This is a genomic window from Bifidobacterium sp. LH_413, from assembly GCF_056357015.1.
The window spans coordinates 34,524-53,253 of the sequence record NZ_JBKEVK010000007.1 but is presented as its reverse complement, the minus strand read 5'-3'; the positions used below and the strand labels follow the sequence as shown (position 1 = coordinate 53,253).

Sequence of the window (18,730 nt, the reverse complement as noted above, 5' to 3'; positions counted from 1 at the left end):
TACGTGGGCGCGGTCCGCTTGTGCGTTATGCACGGATTGGAAGAGAGGAAAGTCATGCAGCACTTTGCGCTGACCAGGAAGTTCGCGACCGCATGCGCCGCGTTCGCCATGGCGCTGTCGTGCGGCGCCATGGGCGTCGCCTCCACGGCGCACGCCGCCGACGCGACCCCGGTGTACTCGCCGGTCGAGCAGTCTGATGCGGCCCGCAACTACGCGGTGAACCTGCCCGAAGGCTCCAGCGAGGCCCAGGTCAAGGCCGCCGTCGCCGAGGCGGAGGGTATGGGCGACGTCGTGGCGCTGGCCCAGTACCCGCAGTTCGGCACGTTCTTCGTGCAGGCCAAGTCGAAGAGCTTCGCCAAGGATTATGCCGAGAAGGCCACCGCCGACGGCATCGCCATCGACTCGGTCGGCACCACCCGCCAGGCGCGGGTGACCGGCAGCGAGGACGTGGTCGACAAGTATGGGATTTCCCCATTCTCGATGACCCGACTGAGCGAAAACAGCCAGTTCGCCAAAGAGGAATCGTTGCAGTCTGATCCGGATACCACGGCAGGCGGCGCGTGGGGCGTGCTTGCGCTCGGTGCGGACAAAGCGGCAGAAATCACTGATAAGGACGTTCCGTTGGCATCAGTGACTGTCGGTGTGATTGATGCCGGCGTCGATGCCCGTCATGCCGAATTCCGCAATAGCGACGGCACCAGCCAGATTGATGCCAGCAAGTCGGTGGGATGCCAGAACAACGGCATTCCGGATCAAAGCTATGAGGCGTGGCAGCCGACCACGAGTTCACACGGTACACATGTGGCGGGTACCATTGCCGCAGCTACCAATGGCACTGGTGTGGATGGCGTCGATCCGAAGGTCAAAATCGCCGCAATCAAAGCCGGCAATGATGCGGGCTCCCTGTACCCCGAATATGTGGTGTGTGCATTCAACTGGGCCGCTACACATGACATCGACGTGACCAACAACAGCTATTACGTCGATCCTTGGGAGTTCTGGGTGCCGTCCGACCCGACGCAGACCGCCGGCTACGAGGCCGTGCGCCGCGCCGTCGCCTACGCCACGTCCAAGGGCGTGACCAACGTCGCCGCCGCCGGCAACTCCAATCAGAACCTCGACGACCCGTCCCCTGACAACAATAGCCCGAACGACGTCGCAGATGATCCGGACGGCAAGACCGTCATCAAGAACCGCGATGTGAAGAACGGCGTCGATATTCCGGCGTCTCTGCCCGGCGTCGTGACCGTCTCCGCGGTCGGCGAGACCGATTGGGGCAAGCTCGGCAGCTACTCGCGCGCCTCCTTCTCCAACTACGGCAAGAACAGCATCGACGTGGCTGCTCCGGGTCTGTACATCTATTCCGCCGTCGACCCCGACATCGACAACGGCAAGGACTACGCCTACTACAGCGGCACCTCGATGGCTTCTCCGCATGCGACCGGTGTCGCCGCCCTCATCAAGGGCATCCACCCCGACTACACACCCGCCCAAGTAGTCAATCTCATGAAGAAGCAGGCCGTTGAAAACTATGGTCAGCTTGCTGATCCGTCCACTGATGCCAGCAAAGAATACCGTGGTGCTGGCTTGGTGAATGCGCTCGCTGCCGTCACCAAGAATCAGCCGCAGCCGACCGTTGCCGAGCCGGAATACTCCACTGATGCCGGCAAGACGTGGGCTCCGCTCAAGGACGCCACGGTTAAAGGCAAAGCAACCGTACGCGTGAACGCCAGTGGTCCGGTGAGCGCGCTGACGTTGACGGTCGCTGGCAAGACTACCACGGTCAGAGCCGACAAGAAAGCGTTCGACAACGTGTTGACTGCCAGTGCGGATGTTGAATTCACGGAGGCCGGTGATCAAAAGGCCGACGTCGATGCCAACGGCCTGAACGATTATGCTGATGCCGATGATGACGTGACCGTCGCCACCGCCTTCAAATCCGCACTCGCTGACGGTTCTGCCAACACGTCGGGTAAGAACCCCGGTGACGGTGCCGCTAATCCTGTGGGCAAGGATTCCGCTGTGAACAACGCCTCCGCCGCCAAGCCGACGCTGTCGAGCACCGGCAGCACGGTCGCCGGAATCGCCGGCGTCGCGCTCCTGCTCGCGGCCGTCGCGACCGCGCTCGTCGTGCGCCGCAAGCGCGCGTGAGACGCGTATGACCGTGGACCGGTCATACGCGACAAGGCGTAGGCCATGAACCCGATGCCCGACATCCCCGCGGATGCCGGGCATCGTTCTTTTGCCGGGGAAGAGTGAAGCGAGTTCACGCGGACGAAGTATCCTTGGAGACGGGAAACCGACCGTCCGGCAGCAAGGAGGCACCACATGACGGAGACGACGCCCAGAACACCCGGAACCTACGAGACCGACTATCCGATGGCGGCCAAAGTCTACTTCACGCGCGACATCAGCCCGGCCGGGCTGATGCGCGTCTACGAGGCGCTCGGCGCGAAACCGCAGGGCAAGGTGGCCGTCAAACTCAGCTCCGGCGAAGGAGGCAACACGCACTACCTGCAGCCGGCGCTCATCAAGGACCTCGTGCAGCGGCTCGACGGCACCATCGTCGAATGCAACACCGCGTACGCGGGCACCCGCGACACCACCGAACACCATTGGAAGACCATCAAAGAGCACGGATTCCTCGACATCGCCCCCTGCGACATCCAGGACGAGGACGGCGAGATCGAAATCCCCGTGGAAGGCGGCAGGCGCATCACCGCCGACATCGTCGGCTCCCACTTCCCGAACTACGACTACTACGCCGTGCTCTCGCACTTCAAAGGCCACATGATGGGCGGCTTCGGCGGCGCGCTCAAGAACATCTCCATCGGCATGGCCTCCTCGCGAGGCAAGAAACGCCTCCACTCCGGGCAGGACGAGATTCTCGCCAACCCGTTCAGCGGCGACCAGGACGCGTTCCTCGAGGCGATGGCCGAAGCCGCCACCGCCGTGTTCAACACGCTCAAAGGCGAGATGTGCTTCATCAACGTGATGAACAACCTGTCCGTCGACTGCGACTGCGACGGCAATCCGCACGCGCCCGTCATGGCGGACATCGGCATCTGCGCCTCGCTCGACCCGGTCGCCGTCGACCAGGCGTGCGTCGACATGGTGTACGTCTCGCACGACAACAAGGAGCCGCTGATCGAGCGCATCGAATCGCGCCACGGCATCCACACCATCGAACACGCCGTCGAAATGGGCCTCGGCAGCCGCGAATACCAGCTCATCGACCTCGATTTGCGCTGAATCGAAAGGAATCCAACATGCGACCACAATCCACTGTTTCGGCCCGCGCCGCCGCGCTGCCGTCCATCAAGTTCCAATCCGTTGCCACGCTGCTCGCCGTCGTGGCCGCCGTCGCCCTGCCGCAGGTCTTCCACCTCGCCGGTGCGGCGATGGGGCTCGGCGCGATGATCGGCCAGACCCTGCTGCCGATGCACCTGCCTGTGCTGCTCGTGGGGTTGCTCGCCGGTCCGTTCGCCGGCCTCGTCACCGGAGCGCTCGCTCCGATCGTGAGCTTCCTCCTCACCGGCATGCCGATGGCTCCGATGGTGCCGTTCATGGTCATCGAACTCGCCTCCTATGGCCTGATCGCCGGTCTTCTGCGCGGCGTGCGCGTCCCCGAAGCCGTCCCCTCGCCGCTCGGCTGGCTGGCGAAGCTCGTCGTCGCCCAGGTCGGCGGACGACTGGTCGACGCGCTCGCCATCGCCGTGGCCGTCTTCCTGCTCGGCAACGCGCAGATGTCGGTCGCGAGCGTATGGGCCGCCGTCGGCACGGGCCTGCCCGGCCTCGTGCTCCAATGGGTGCTCATCCCGCTGGTCATGTTCGCCGTGGACCGTCACCGTGACTGACGATCGTCTTCGCGCCCGCGACGATCTGCTCGCCGATGGCGCGCTCGGCTGTGTGGCCTGCCGCACGGACGCCGCCGGCCGCGCCGAAACGCTGACCGGCACGGGCCGTGGCGTGCGCCCGCTGCTCATATGGCTCGACGAAGGCCGCAGCCTCGCAGGCTTCTGCGCCGCCGACCGTGTGGTGGGCAAGGGCGCCGCCCTGCTCTACGCCCGCCTTGGAGTCAAAGCCGTATGGGCGTGCACGATGAGCGAAGCCGGACTCGCCGCCCTGCGCGCCCACGGCATCGAAGCCGCCTACGGTGCGCTGGTCCCCGTCATCCTCAACCGCGGGCGAGACGGCATGTGCCCCATCGAGCAATCGGTCGAGCACATCGACGACCCGACCGCCGCCGAACCCGCCATCCGAGCCGCCGTTGCCCGCCTCATGGCGGCGCGCCGCTGACTGTGCGGGCGCTGCGCGCTGTCCCGGTCCGGCCATAGACTAGACGATTGCTGTGTCGTGGCGGGGGTCGCCGCATAAACCCCTGTCGCATGAGGTCCAGCCGGGCCGCCCTCGGGCGCGATTTCCGGCGGATCGGCACCCCTCGCAGGCAGACCTGCGGGGAAGGAACATCGGTGCGTGCACCGAAGCCGGGAGACGGATACGTCCCCGGAGCCCGCGAGAGAACCGCGGGTCGTGCGCGCGCCCCGTCCGGTGGCCGATATGCGGCGGCACCTAAGGAACAATCATGGTCAACGCCATCGAGGCTTTCGACGCCAAGCACATGAAGCCGGCCGAGGAGATCCCGACCTTCCGTCCCGGCGACACCGTCGACGTGAACGTGAAGATCAAGGAAGGCAACAACTCCCGTATCCAGACCTTCACCGGCGTGGTGATCGCCCGCCAGGGCGCCGGCGTGCGCGAGACCTTCGTGGTCCGCAAGATCAGCTTCGGCACCGGTGTGGAGCGTCGCTTCCCGCTGCACTCCCCGTCCATCGACTCCATCAAGGTCGTGCGTCTGGGCCGCGTCCGTCGCGCCAAGCTGTACTACCTGCGCGCGCTGCGCGGCAAGGCCGCTCGCATCGTCGAGCGCCGCGCCAAGTGAGCAGCCTGAGTCGCTGACTCGCTCGAAGCGTAGAACGGTCCGGAACCTCCGTGGTTCCGGACCGTTTCGTATTTCCGGCACCCGTGCGACCCGTGCGTGTTCGGTGCAAGTCGTGCCCGCGGCGTGCGTGTGGGCATGCGCCCGATTACGATGAGTGGAGTTTTCGCGGGGAACAGGAGGGCACATGCCATACGACAACGATGAGCGCGACCGTCACACCGTCCTGGTGGCCGATCACGGCGTCGATCCGGCCGTCATGCCGGAGACGCCGGAATCGTCGGCATCGCCCGCACGGGCCACGGCCGCGACGCCGGCGGACCCGAAGCGGACCCGTCGCGACGACCGCTTCTCCTGGCGCGACACTCTCATCTGGTGCGGCATCCCGATCCTCGTCGTGATCCTCATCCGCGTGTTCCTCGTCGGCTTCTACGAGATCCCCACCCGGTCGATGGAAAGCACCATCGAACCCGGCGACCGCGTCATCACCTTCAAGCCCGCACCGAAGACGGTCGGCCTGAAGCGCGGCGACGTGGTCGTCTTCCACGATCCGGCCGGCTGGCTCGCCAACGAGCAGACCGCGAGCCCGCTCGCCGGCGACTATCTCATCAAGCGCGTCATCGGTCTTCCCGGCGACACCGTCACCTGCGAGGGCGCCGGCCAGCCGATCAAGGTGAACGGCGTCGCCATCACCGAGACCGCGTATCTCAAGGACGGCGTGCAGCCGAGCGCCTTCCCGTTCAGCGTGACCGTCACCGCCGGACATGTCTTCGTCATGGGCGACAACCGCGCCAACTCCGCCGACTCCCGCTACCATCAGGACGACGGCGACCACGGTCTCGTCCCCATTGCCGACGTGGTCGGCGTGGGCCTGTGCCGCTATTGGCCGCTGAGCCGTCTCGGCTCGCTCGACGCGCACCACGAGGTGTTCGCCGACGTGCCGGACGCGAGCGTCTCGGCCACGTCGGATACGTCCGGCACGACCGCCGGTACGTCCGGCGTCACGTCCGAGTCGAGCGTGACGACCATCGACCCGAAGCACGCGAACGACGGTCTGGGCAACTGATGATCACGCCGACGCTCGACCTCGAACGTGAGCTCGCCTCCCGCGGATTCGACCTCATCGCCGGCTTCGACGAGGTGGGACGCGGTGCGCTCGCCGGCCCGGCGATGGTCGGCTGCGTCATCATCCGCGCGCGCGATCTGATGGGGAAGACGGCGGACGGCGGCGATGTCGCCGGAACCGGCGATGTCTCCGGCGGCGGCTCCAGCGACGGCTCCGGCCTCGCCGTGCCCGCCGGCGTCGCCGACTCCAAGCTGCTCACCGAACGCCGCCGCGAGGCCATCTACGACGAGCTCACCGGCTGGGCCGCCGCGTGGGCGGTCGGCGCGGCGAGCAACGCGGAGATCGACGAGTGGGGCATCGGCCACGCACTCGGCATAGCCGCGTTGCGCGCGCTCGCCGAGGCGGAATCGAAGCTGGGACTCGGCGCGCCGGGCGCCGCGGGGGAGCGGCGCGTGCGCGTCGGCGCGATCCTCGACGGTCCGTACGACTACATCACCAAGGCGCTCGACACGTTCGACGCGCCCGACGTGCCCGTGCCCGCCGACGTGACGACCAAGGTGAAGGGCGATCGTTCCTGCGCGACCGTTGCGACGGCCGCCGTCATCGCGAAGGTGACGCGAGACCGGCTCATGGAGCGTCTCGCCGAACGCCCGGAATACGCGGCGTACCAGTGGGGGAGCAATAAGGGCTACGGCACGGCGGCGCACAAGGCCGCCATTGCCGCGCAGGGCCCGTGCGACCTGCACCGCGTCTCCTGGAAGCTCGTGTGACCGGCGTGCGACACATGCGACACGCGCGACACGGGAAAACCGGCGTGTGAACGTTCACGTGTCGCGGTGGTTTTCGCGCTACACTGCGTAAGTCAGTGCAGTGCCGCGCGAAAGGAGAAGAGGTTATGTCTGCTCGCCGCGCCAACAAAAGGCCATCGATGTTCGAGGTGGCGAAACTCGCGGGAGTGAGTCACCAGACCGTCTCCCGCGTCATCAACAACTCCCCGGACGTCTCCGACGCCACGCGTGCGCGCGTCAAGGCGGCGATCCGCGAGCTCGGGTACCGTCCCTCCAACTCGGCGCGCGCCTTGGCTTCCAGCCGGTCGCGCACCATCGGCCTCATCGCCGGCGGCCTTAAGTTCTTCGGTCCGATCTCCGCTATCTCGTCCATCGAGTCGATCGCGCGCGGGCACGGCCTGTTCATGAGCGTGATGATGGTGCACGAGGCGCTGTGCACGCAGGCCGAGTTCGACGACCTCATCGACACGTTCAACGAGCAGAACGTCGACGCGTTCATCTTCCTGACCCCCACCGACGTGATGCTCGACGTCGCCTGCCGCGCGCGCGTCAGCCAGCCGCGCGTCATCGTCACCTCGACGCACGGCGGCATGAGCATGCGCGAGGCGCGCTCGCTGATCCCCGCCGAGGATCTGGAGCGCACGTCGTTCGTCGGCATCGACCAGTGGGGCGCGATGGCCGACGTGATGCGCCTGGTCAAGTCCGCGGGGCATCGTCGCGTCCTCTATCTCGCGGGTCCCCACGACTGGCGTGACGCGGCGACGCGACTGGCCGCGTGGGAGACGCTGTCCGGCGCGGAGGCGATCCAGACTCAGGTGATGCGTTGCGAGACGTGGGATTCCGGCGAGGCGTACGCGAAGATGAACCGTCTCATCGACACGGCCGGCGTGACCGGCGCGAAGCTGCCGACCGTGGTCGTCGCCGCGAACGACGCGCAGGCGGTGGGCGTGGCGCGTGCGATCCAGGAGCACGGCCTGCGCATCCCGCAGGACGTGAGCCTCGTCGGCTTCGACGACATGACCGGCATGGACAACCTCTTCCCGCCGCTGACGACCGTGCGCCCCGACTTCGAGGGACTCGGCACGGCCGCCATGCGCGAGGTGCTGCGTCTGCTCGGCGAAGGCCAGGAGCCCTCGCTGCCGAACTCGCAGCATGGCGTGGGCCTGGTGCCGGCCGCGGTGCGCGACCGCATCTCGCTCGGACCGGTGCCTCGCGTGTAGGGGGTATCAGACGTGTCGATGACCTGTTATCAAACCGTTATCTTTCATGGCACGTCGGGGTTGTGATACGGCCTGAAGGCCGTTACAATGAATACGGAAATTGTGAGCGTTAACGGCCACCCAAGGAAGGGGTGCGGTAAGCGCCCAAGGAACGACGATCGGGCGGTGCTGGCCGGCCGGTCAGAAGGAGTCCACAGAATGGCAGCAACGAACGCCTCCGAGCAGGTCGCCACGATCGCGGAGAAGATTCGCGCCGGCAAGACCTCGCTGGGCATCGAATTCGGTTCCACGCGCATCAAGGCGGTCCTGATCGACGACGAATACAAGACCATCGCCTCCGGTGACTACGGCTGGGCCTCCCATCTGGAGGACGGCCTGTGGAGCTACTCCAAGGAGGAGATCTGGAAGGGCCTGCAGACCGCCTACGCCTCGATGGCCAACGACGTGAAGACCGCCTACGGCGAGACCCTCACCCACATCGGCCACATCGGCTTCTCCGCCATGATGCACGGCTACCTCGCCTTCGACAAGGACGGCGAACTGCTCGTGCCGTTCCGCACCTGGCAGAACACCAACACCTCCGAGGCCCACAAGAAGCTCTCCGAGCTGTTCCAGTACAACATCCCCGAGCGCTGGTCCATCGCCCACCTCTACCAGGCCGTGCTCAACAAGGAGGAGCACGTCTCCAAGGTCGCGTACTTCACCACGCTCGCCGGCTACGTCCACTGGAAGCTCACCGGCAAGAAGGTCCTCGGCGTCGGCGACGCCTCCGGCATGTTCCCGATCGACCCGACCACCCACGACTACGAGACCGAGTTCATCGAGAAGTTCAACGCGCTGCCCGAAGTCGCCGCCCAGCCGTGGAAGCTCACCGACCTCCTGCCGAAGCCGCTCGTCGCCGGCACCCCGGCCGGCGAGCTCACCGCCGAAGGCGCCAAGCTGCTCGACCCGTCCGGCGCCCTCGAGCCCGGCGTCGTGCTCGCCCCGCCGGAAGGCGACGCCGGCACCGGCATGGTCGCCACCAACTCCGTGCGCGTGCGCACCGGCAACGTCTCCGCCGGCACCTCCATCTTCGCGATGGTCGTGCTCGAGCACAAGCTCAAGGCCCTCCACCCGGAAGTCGACCTCGTCACCACCCCGGCCGGCGACCTCGCGGGCATGAGTCATGCCAACAACTTCACCTCCGACCTCAACGCGTGGGTCGGCCTGTTCGGCCAGTTCGCCAAGGCCATCGGCAACCCGGTCGACGCCGGCACCCTGTACGGCACGCTGTTCCGCGCCGCCATCGCCGACGACGTCGACGCCAACTGCGGAGGCCTGCTCAACTACCCGTTCCGCTCCGGCGAATTCCTCGCCGGCCTGCCGGAAGGCCGCCCGCTGTTCGCCCGCAGCCCCGAGGCCAACATGACCCTCGGCAACTTCATGCGCGCCCAGCTGTTCTCCGCGTTCTCCCCGGTCAAGATCGGCATGGACGTCATGACCAAGCAGGAGCACGTCCAGATCGACTCCCTCGTCGGCCACGGCGGCATCTTCACCACCCCGAAGGTGGCCCAGAAGATCCTCGCCGCCGCGTTCAACACGCCGATCAAGGTCATGTCCACCGCGGCCGAAGGCGGCGCCTGGGGCATGGCCGTGCTCGCCGACTACCTGTGGCACACCGACGAGGCGCACGACAACCTCGCCGACTACCTCGACGGCTGCGTCTTCAAGGACGCCCAGTCCACCACCGAGGCGCCCTACGCGGGCGACGTCGTCGGCTTCGAGGACTTCTTCGAGCGCTTCAGCAAGGGCCTGCCCATCGAGCACACCGCCATCGAGAGCATCGACCTCGAAGACAAGTAACCCCATAACCCCCATATATCCATGAGACTTCGGCTCCCTCTCCGGAGGGAGCCCATAGACGTCAGAACAAACGAAAGGAAACCAACAATGGCAACTCTGGCTGATTACGGTCCCGAGGTCCGCGCCGAAGTCAAGCAGGTGCGCGAGGTCGTGTCCAACCTGCACCAGCAGCTGATCAAGTGGAACCTGGTCGTGTGGACCGCCGGCAACGTGTCCCAGCGCCTGCACACCGCCGACCTCATGGTCATCAAGCCGTCCGGCGTGCGCTACGAGAACCTGACCCCGAACTCGATGGTCGTGTGCGACCTCGAAGGCAACGTGGTCGACGGCTCCGAAGCCCCGTCCTCCGACACCGCCTCCCACGCCTACATCTACCGCAACATGCCCGACGTCTACGGCGTCGTGCACACGCACTCCACCTACGCCACCGCCTGGGCGGCCACCGGCCAGAACATCCCGTGCGGCCTGACCATGATGGGCGACGAGTTCGGCGGCCCCGTGCCGGTCGGCCCGTTCCGCCTCATCGGCTCCGAGGCCATCGGCAAGGGCGTCGTCGAGACCCTCAAGAAGTACCCGAAGTCCCCGGCCGTCCTCATGCAGAACCACGGCCCGTTCACGATCGGCAAGGATGCTGAGGGCGCCGTCAAGGCCGCCGCCATGACCGAGGAGGTCGCGCACACCATGTGGGCCGCCCGTCAGCTCGGCGACATCATCGAGATCGACCAGGCCGACATCGACAAGCTCAACGACCGCTACCAGAACGTCTACGGTCAGCACTGATTCGATGGAGCGCCTCCCGCGTTGCGGAGGGCTCGACGTACCTTCGTACGCCTTCGCCCTCCGCGCCTTGGAGTCGCACGCATCGGATGATCGCCGGCTCCGCCAGCACTGAGGTTTTTCCCTTGGCCACCTCTGACGAGGGGGCTCCCGGCGAAGCCGGGTGGGGGAGAGACCCCACAAGAGACCCCGACAACACAACAACAAAAGACTTTGGGTCCTGCTTTGAAGGCGGGACCCGAGATGTGATTCCATCCATCACAACGAAGTAAAGGAAGTAACCCATGGTTATGGAGAACCCCTTCGAGGGCAAGGAAATCTGGTTCGGCGTCGGCTCGCAGGACCTGTACGGCGAGGAGGCGCTGCGCCAGGTCGCCGCGCACTCTGCCGAAATGGTCGACTACCTGAACAAGACCGGCAAGATTCCGGCCAAGATCGTCCTCAAGCCGACCCTGAAGTCCTCCGACGGCGTCAAGCAGTTCATGGTCGAAGCCTCCGCCAACCCGAACGTCATCGGCGTCATCACCTGGTGCCACACCTTCTCCCCGGCCAAGATGTGGATCCGCGGCCTCGAAGTGCTGACCAAGCCGCTGCTGCAGCTGGCCACCCAGCACCACAAGGAGATTCCGTGGGAGACCATCGACATGGACTTCATGAACCTGAACCAGGCCGCCCACGGCGACCGTGAGTTCGGTTACATCGTCTCCCGCCTCGGCATCCCGCGCAAGATCGTCGTCGGCCACTACACCGACCCGGAGGTCGCCGAGAAGGTCGGCACCTGGGCCCGCGCCTGCGCCGGCTGGGACGCCTCCAACAACATGAAGGTCATGCGCTGGGGCGACAACATGCGTAACGTCGCCGTCACCGAAGGCGACAAGACCGAGGCCGAGCGCGTCTTCGGCGCCTCCATCAACACCTGGGCCGTCAACGAGCTCGTCGCCGCGTACGACGCCGTCAAGGACGACCAGGTCAAGGAGATCATCGAGGACTACAAGGCCAAGTACGACGTCGATCCGGCCCTGCTGGACGCCAAGTACGACTCCCTGTTCATCGCCGCCAAGGAAGAGGCTGCGATGGTCAACATGATGCGCGCCAACGGCTGCACCGCCGGCGTCGACAACTTCGAGGACCTCGGCGCCCTGCCGCAGCTGCCGGGCGTTGGCCCGCAGCGCTTCCCGTCCGAGTACGGTTGGGGCTTCTCCGCCGAAGGCGACTGGAAGACCGCCGTCCTCGTGCGCATCGGCGCCGTCATGGGCTACGGCCTCGAGGGTGGCGCCTCCCTCATGGAGGACTACTCCTACAACTTCACCGAGGGCAACGAGCTCGACATGGGCTCCCACATGCTCGAGGTCTCCCCGGCCATCGGCACCATCGCCAAGCCGAAGCTGGAGATCCACCCGCTCGGCATCGGCGGCAAGGCCGACCCGGTCCGCCTGGTCTTCTCCGGCAAGCCGAAGAAGGACGCCGTCGTCGTCTCCATGGCCGACGAGCGCGAGCGCTTCCGCCTGCTCATGGACGTCGTCGACGTCGTCGAGCCGCAGGGCTCCCTCAAGGAGCTTCCGTGCGCCCGCGCCGTCTGGAAGCCGCAGCCGGATCTGAAGACCGCCGTCCAGTGCTGGATCACCGCCGGCGGCTCCCACCACACCTGCATGACCACCTCCGTCGGTCGTGAGGCCTGGGAGGACTTCGCCCGCATCGCCGGCGTCGAGCTCGCCGTCATCGACGACAAGACGACCGCCCGCCAGTTCGAGAAGGAACTGCAGCTGTCCGAGATGTACCACCGTCTCGACAACCGTCACTGATTAGAGGTGGGACGTTCGTTCCCGCTGACTGATTGGTAAATCAGGGCCCATCCCACCCGGGATGGGCCCTTGTCGTTCCCCTTCCCGCATTTCTCCCCGTACCAAACCCCCGTTATCCCCGATTCACAGCGTCAAATGCCCGGAACAACCCCATCAAAACGGGTGTTTGGTGCTGTAAATCTCGGATAACGGGGGTTTCGTCCCTGAGATTCGCGATGCCGGGCCCTTCTACAATGGGGACATGGTAAGGCATCATGCGGTTGATGCGCTGTTCGCCGAAGCGCGTCGGGAGAAGCGTTGCGTCGTGGCTCCCACGGACACCGAATTCAAGGCGATTCAGCGTCGCATGCGTTCCGGCGCCATCGTGAAGCCTTTCCGCGGACTATATGCGCAGGTCGATTATTGGAATTCCCTCGACCGTTACGAACGGATCCGGCACATCGTCCGGGCATTGGCCAAACGGCATCCCGATTGGGTGTTCGGCGGGCCCACCGCAGCGGTCATGCATCGGTTGGACTGCTCCTATCGTCTGGCGTGGCCGTTGCATGTCGTGGGCGCTCCCGGCACGCACTACCGCAATACCAATCGGTTGGAACGGCACGTCATCTCCGATCCCGAGGTCGTGGAGGTGGAAGGAGTGAAGGTGACGGGCTTGCTGCGTACCCTGTTCGACTGCGCCGCCACCTTGAGCCTGAGATATTCGTTGGCCCCCATCGACTCGTCGGTGCGTTCCGGCTCCGTCGACAAGGATGTCCTGCTCGCCTATCCGTCGTCGGTGAAGTATTCCCGCCATCGCCAAACCGTCATGCGGGCGTTCGATCTGGCGGACGCGCGCAGCGAGAACGGCGGTGAATCGTCGGCGCGGGGCATGCTGCATGACATGGGCTGTCCTCCGGACGATATCCAGGTCGAATTTCCCTGTCTGGACCGCCCGAATCGCTGCCATCGCGTCGATTTTCTCTGGAGGACGTCGGGCGATGGGCAGGTGGCATTGGAATTCGATGGAACGCGGAAATACGTCGATCCGGACATGACCTCCGGCAGGGCGATTCGTGAGGTCGTTGACGATGAGCGTCGTCGGCAGCATTGCCTGGAGCGGCAGGGGCTATCGGTCATCCGCATGCATGCCAACGAATTGGACGCCCCATGGCGCGTCATCCACGAACTGGAGGAACAGGGCGTACGGAGGACGAAGTGATGGTGACGGTTGCCGATGCAATGGCGACGGACGATGACGACCTCTACCTGCTGCCGCAGGAGCGGGCGTGAAACGTGTGCGTTATCCGCACAAAAACGCGCGTGGGAGATGTGCGAATCAACGTGGGTGAACACTTGTGAACATGAGCTGCGCCGTTGTCAATGGCGACACGCGGTGAAAGCCTTTTCTCAATGTGGTATCGCTCTTATCGTTATAAACTTGAGGCCAATCGGTTCGAGAGCGTTCACGGTCAATGTTCACAGTCAATGGAGACAAGCCCTGTAAGCGTTCACGAGGAAGAAGCCGACGGCACGGCGGACAGCAGACCCACAACGGCGTTCGGGCCCGTACCGTGCAGTCACCATGTAAGGAGAGAATGTGCTCGATCACATCCGAAACCATACGCTGAAGAGCCGTGCGTTTCGCGCGGCGATCGGCGTATTGGCGGCCCTCGCCATGTTCGTCACCGCGCTGCCCGCGCAGGCGGCGGTCGACTGGGCCGGCAAGAGGCTCGTCAATCTCGCCCTCTACGCCAAGGCAGGCGCGGACAAGGAGAACACGCCCGTATCCAACGTGAACAACGGCTACCTGGCCGGCTCGGCCTCGACCTCGTGGAACACGTGGTCGCAGGGCGGCGTCGAATACCCGACCAAGGTGTGGCTCAAATGGGACACTCCGCAGCAGCTGTCCGGATCGCGCGTCATCTGGTGGGCCGACAACAACGACATCACGGCCACCGACAACGTCACCTTCCCGAAATCCGCGACCATCGAATACCTCGACGACGCCACCGGCGAATGGAAGCAGCTCACCGGCATGACCGACGAGGACGGCAAGGCCACCGACCAAATGGGCGTCAAGTACGACACCTCCGACGGCAACGGCCTCAACGGCGCCAACAAGTACTGGAACGAGGTGCTGTTCGCCGCCGACGTGACCACTACGCAGGTCCGCATGAAGATCGAACGCAACGGCAGCGGCAAGAACGGCGTGGGCATCAGCGAATGGGAGGTGTACGGCGCGCAGGGCGAGGACTTCCAGCCCGGTATCGCCCAAGGCAAGAACATCGCGCCCGAGGGCGTCGTCTCCGCCGACTACACGAACTCCGGCACCAATACGGCCAACGTCAACGACATGAACCTCGCCGGCAAGAGCGACACCTCGTGGAACACGTGGAAGAGCGAGGGCGACCTCGAATACCCGCAGCCCATCGAACTCACGTGGAGCGAACCGAGGAACATCCGCAGCATGCAGGTCATGTGGTGGGCCGACGGCGGCGGCGTCAAGTATCCGAAGAGCGCCAGGCTCCAGTACTGGAACCACGCCACCGGCAAGTGGGCGGACGTCACCGGCATGCTCGACAAGGACGGCAAGACCGTCGACACGGTCGGAGTCGACCACGCCGACGGCAAGTACAACGGCGACAACCGCACGTGGAACGGCGTCGCCATCGACGCGAAGCACCCGATCAAGACCACGAGGATCCGCATGCTCGTCGACCGTGACGGCAGCGGCCAGACCGGCGTCGGCATCGGCGAATGGCAGGTGTACGGCGAGACCGTCACCGACGAGTTCGTCACCGCGAAGGTGACCGGCAAGGCGAAGATCGTCAACGGCGAGAACGCCACCTACACCGCCTCCCCGCTGCCCACCGGATACGCGGGCGACTTCACCTACCAGTGGAGCACGGAAGGCGACGCCCTCTCCATCATCGGCGACAGGACCGGGGCCACCGTGACCGTCGCCGGCGCGAAGAAGGGCGAGGGGACCGTCAAAGTCGCCATGACCGACAAGACCAGCGGCGAGACTCGCACGGCGACCGCCTCCGTCGCCGTCGAGGAGGTCACCGGCGTCGACACGTACAAGACGTCCACCGTGGCCGGCATCGCGCCGATCCTGCCGAACAGCGTCGTCGTCAACGGCATCCAGTTCGACGATCCGACGCCCTCCACGCACAACACCGGGCAGAAGACCGTCTCCTACGACTTCGGCGAGACCTTCGACTCGAAGCTCATGCCCGTCACCTGGGACAAGGTCGATCCGGCCAAGTACGCGGCCGACCAGGTCGGCAAGACGTTCACCGTGACCGGCACCGTGTCCGTCAACGGCGTCGCATTCCCCGCCAAGGCGGAGATCGCCGTGAACAGCAAGGTCGCCGCCTCCACGGCGAACAAGTCCGTCACCTTCGAGAACGTGACCCTCACCGACGACTTCTGGAGCCCCAAGCAGAAGGTCAACATGATGAAGTCCCTCGAGGTGTCCATCGGGCACATCGAGGAGGCGTCCGGCGGCGAACCGAACTTCGAGAACGCCGTGAAGAAGCTCAACGGCGAGGAGTATGCGGCGTTCCAGGGCTTCGTGTTCCAGGACTCCGACATCTACAAGTCCCTCGAGGCGATCAGCTACACGCTCGCCGCGATGAAGGACGAGAGCGACCCGACCGTGCTCGAGCACAAGGCGCGCCTCGAGAAGAAGCTCGCCGAATGGGTGGACCTCATCCAGAAGGTGCAGTACGCGGACGGCTACATCAACACGCACTTCACGCTGCGCTCCTCCAGCTACTCCGGAGGCCGCGCCCCCGGCACCCACCGCTGGCGCAACTTCAACAACCACGAGATGTACAACGCCGGCCACTTCATCGAGTCGGCCGTCGCGTACACCCGCTACCGCGAGGGCATCGGCGACCCCGACTACAGCCTGTACGTGGCCGCCAAGCGCTACGCGGACGAGATCGTGAACCTGTTCGGGCCGAACGGCACCCGCCACGAGGTCCCCGGACACGAGGAGATCGAGCTCGCGCTCGCCAAGTTCTCCGAACTCGTCGAACAGCATGAGGGCGAGGGCGCCGGCGACAAGTACGTCCAGACCGCCAAGACGCTCATCGACCGCCGCGGCGAGGATCCGAAGCTGCGTGACAGCCAGTATGACGGCTACTCGTCCGGCCAGCGCGAATACTCGCAGGACGCGCTGCCGTTCACCGAGGAGACCAACGCGGTCGGACACGCCGTGCGCGCCAACTACCTGTACGCGGGCGCGACCGACGTGGCCAGGCTCGTCGGCGGCGAGACCGAGACCTCGTACCTGCATGCGCTCGACGAGGTGTGGGATTCGGTCGTCAACCGCAAGATGTACGTCACCGGATCGATCGGCGTGGCCAGTCACGGCGAGGACTTCGGCACCGACTACGAGCTGCCCAGCAACGACTCCTACGCGGAGATCTGCGCCTCCATCGCCCTGGCGAACTGGAACCTGCGCATGAACCTCGTGCACGAGGACGCCAAGTACGCGGACGTCATCGAACGCGCCATGTACAACGCGATCCTCGACGGCGTGAATCTCGAAGGCGACCGCTTCTACTACGCGAACAGGCTCGAACTGCCCACCAAGAACGGCGGCACGCTCGGCCGCTCCAGCTGGTTCGCCTGCGCCTGCTGCCCGCCGAACCTGATGCGCACGCTCGCACGCCTCTCCGAATACATGTACACGACGCACGGCGACAACGTGTTCGTCAACATGTACATCGGCAGCGAGGCCACCATCAGCGTGTCCGGCGTGAAGGTCGGCGTCACCCAGAAGACCGCCTATCCGAACGACGGCAACGTCGAGATGACCGTCAACCCCGAGCAGTCCAAGGAGTTCACCCTCAAGGTGCGCATCCCCAGCTGGCTCAAGGGCCAGAGCGACGAGACGCCGGTCATCAAGGTCAACGGCAAGAAGGTCAAGACCGACGCCGTCAAGGGCTACGTGTCCATCGACCGCACGTGGGTCAAGGGCGACGTGGTCTCCCTCGACTTCCCGATGGAGATCAAGCTCACCGAAGGCAACGAGAAGGTCTCCGACCAGCAGGGCAAGGTCGCCGTCGAACGCGGACCGCTCGTCTTCTCCATGGAGAAGGCCGGCAACAAGCAGCTCAACAGCGGCATCGCCAACTTCGACCCGCGCAAGATCCAGATCCGGCGCGACGAGAAGAACACGCTCAAGGCCGCCGAGGGCACGCTCATCGACGGTATGGACGCCAGCCGCATGATGATCATCACCGGCAAGGCCAAGTACGTGGACGGCGACACGACGCAGGACATCGACATCCAGGCGATCCCGTTCTACGCGACCAACAACCGCTCCGACGGCACCACCTACGTGCAGAACAGCAACTCCACCGGCATGGTGACCTGGACGAAGGCCGCCGGCACGGCCAAGGTCGACACGGCCGCCCTCGAATCGGCGCTCGCCGAAGCCAAGGGCTATGACGCCGCCGACTACGAGGCCGACGAGGCGTGGGACGCGCTCCAAAACGCGATCGACGCCGCCGAGACGCTGCTCAAGAAGACCGGCGCCACGCAGGCCGAGGTCACCAAGGCCACCGCCGACCTCAAGAACGCGATGGCCGCGGTCACGGCGAAGAGCGTCCGGCCCGAGGCGACCGTCGAGAAGATCGAGGTCACCAAGGCCCCGGACAAGACGACCTACACCGTGGGCGACGCCGGCCCGGACCTCAACGGTCTCGAAGTGACCGCCACGCTCTCCGACGGCACCACCAAGGCGCTGGCCTACGGCGACGACTACGAGCTGACCGATCCGTCCGGATTCGACACCGCGACCGCCGGCGAGAAGACCGTCACCATCGTGCTCAAGTCGGACACGACGAAGACCGCCACGTTCACGGTCACCGTCAACCCGGCCGAAGGCAACACGGTCAACAAGGAGGCACTGACCGCCGCCATCCAGAGCGCATCCGCGCTCAAGGAGTCCGACTACACGGCCGTCACGTGGAAGAAGTTCCGCGCCGCCCTCGAGAACGCGATCAGCGTCCACGACGACAAGACCGTCTCGCAGATCGACGTGAACGACGCGCTCGCCAAACTCGAGGAGGCGAGGAAGGCGCTCAAGCCCGCCCCGTCCGCGGGCGAGCCGGGTGCGGGCAAGCAGGACGCCGGCACGCTCACCGGTGGCAAGGGTTCCGGCAAGACCGACGGTTCCGGCACGGTCGCCGGCCTGTCGCGCACCGGCACGGCCGTCGCCGGCCTCGCCATGGCGACGCTCGCGCTCGCCATGGCCGGCCTCGCCGTCCTGACCGTCCGGCGCCGCCGTCGCGAGTGAC

Annotated in this window: 13 protein-coding genes; all 13 read left to right on the top strand. The window is 65.6% G+C overall.

Translation table 11 applies throughout. From position 1 onward, the window contains the following. Positions 1 to 54: 54 nt before the first annotated feature. A complete protein-coding gene (locus AC1AYN_RS09495; protein WP_476533040.1) occupies positions 55 to 2,151 on the top strand; it encodes a S8 family peptidase in 2,097 nt (698 codons plus the stop codon). A gap of 177 nt (positions 2,152 to 2,328) precedes the next feature. Next, the gene (locus AC1AYN_RS09490) at positions 2,329 to 3,252 is read left to right on the top strand and encodes a DUF362 domain-containing protein (RefSeq protein ID WP_476503057.1); all 924 of its coding nucleotides are present in this window, start codon (positions 2,329 to 2,331) and stop codon (positions 3,250 to 3,252) included. A gap of 17 nt (positions 3,253 to 3,269) precedes the next feature. Continuing rightward, a complete protein-coding gene (locus tag AC1AYN_RS09485; protein WP_476533039.1) occupies positions 3,270 to 3,857 on the top strand; it encodes an ECF transporter S component in 588 nt (195 codons plus the stop codon). Beyond that, positions 3,850 to 4,299, top strand: a complete 450-nt coding sequence (locus AC1AYN_RS09480) for a DUF1893 domain-containing protein (protein ID WP_476533038.1) — start codon at positions 3,850 to 3,852, stop codon at positions 4,297 to 4,299. The genes AC1AYN_RS09485 and AC1AYN_RS09480 overlap by 8 nt, the downstream gene beginning before the upstream one ends. 286 nt (positions 4,300 to 4,585) lie before the next feature. Continuing rightward, a complete protein-coding gene (rplS, locus tag AC1AYN_RS09475) occupies positions 4,586 to 4,942 on the top strand; it encodes a 50S ribosomal protein L19 (RefSeq protein ID WP_476503060.1) in 357 nt (118 codons plus the stop codon). A 184-nt stretch (positions 4,943 to 5,126) separates the two neighbouring features. Next, positions 5,127 to 6,005: a signal peptidase I gene (gene lepB, locus AC1AYN_RS09470; RefSeq protein ID WP_476533037.1), complete on the top strand. Its 879-nt coding sequence runs from the start codon at positions 5,127 to 5,129 to the stop codon at positions 6,003 to 6,005. Continuing rightward, positions 6,005 to 6,775 (top strand): ribonuclease HII, encoded by a 771-nt coding sequence (locus AC1AYN_RS09465; protein WP_476533036.1) that lies wholly within the window; start codon positions 6,005 to 6,007, stop codon positions 6,773 to 6,775. Before lepB ends, AC1AYN_RS09465 begins: the two co-directional genes overlap by 1 nt. A gap of 125 nt (positions 6,776 to 6,900) precedes the next feature. Next, positions 6,901 to 8,013: a LacI family DNA-binding transcriptional regulator gene (locus AC1AYN_RS09460; protein WP_476533035.1), complete on the top strand. Its 1,113-nt coding sequence runs from the start codon at positions 6,901 to 6,903 to the stop codon at positions 8,011 to 8,013. Between the two features lie 198 nt (positions 8,014 to 8,211). Beyond that, positions 8,212 to 9,855 carry a xylulokinase gene (locus tag AC1AYN_RS09455; RefSeq protein ID WP_476503064.1) on the top strand — a complete coding sequence of 548 codons (1,644 nt, stop codon included), beginning with the start codon at positions 8,212 to 8,214 and terminating at the stop codon, positions 9,853 to 9,855. An 87-nt stretch (positions 9,856 to 9,942) separates the two neighbouring features. Further along, positions 9,943 to 10,635, top strand: coding sequence for an L-ribulose-5-phosphate 4-epimerase (locus AC1AYN_RS09450; protein ID WP_163196825.1), 693 nt, complete (start codon positions 9,943 to 9,945; stop codon positions 10,633 to 10,635). A 281-nt stretch (positions 10,636 to 10,916) separates the two neighbouring features. Beyond that, positions 10,917 to 12,434 carry an L-arabinose isomerase gene (araA, locus tag AC1AYN_RS09445; RefSeq protein ID WP_476503065.1) on the top strand — a complete coding sequence of 506 codons (1,518 nt, stop codon included), beginning with the start codon at positions 10,917 to 10,919 and terminating at the stop codon, positions 12,432 to 12,434. Between the two features lie 241 nt (positions 12,435 to 12,675). Beyond that, complete coding sequence (locus AC1AYN_RS09440; RefSeq protein WP_476533034.1) at positions 12,676 to 13,632, top strand: CTP synthase; 957 nt, start codon at positions 12,676 to 12,678, stop codon at positions 13,630 to 13,632. Between the two features lie 378 nt (positions 13,633 to 14,010). Further along, the gene (locus AC1AYN_RS09435; RefSeq protein WP_476533033.1) at positions 14,011 to 18,729 is read left to right on the top strand and encodes a beta-L-arabinofuranosidase domain-containing protein; all 4,719 of its coding nucleotides are present in this window, start codon (positions 14,011 to 14,013) and stop codon (positions 18,727 to 18,729) included. The last annotated feature ends 1 nt before the right edge of the window (position 18,730 follow it).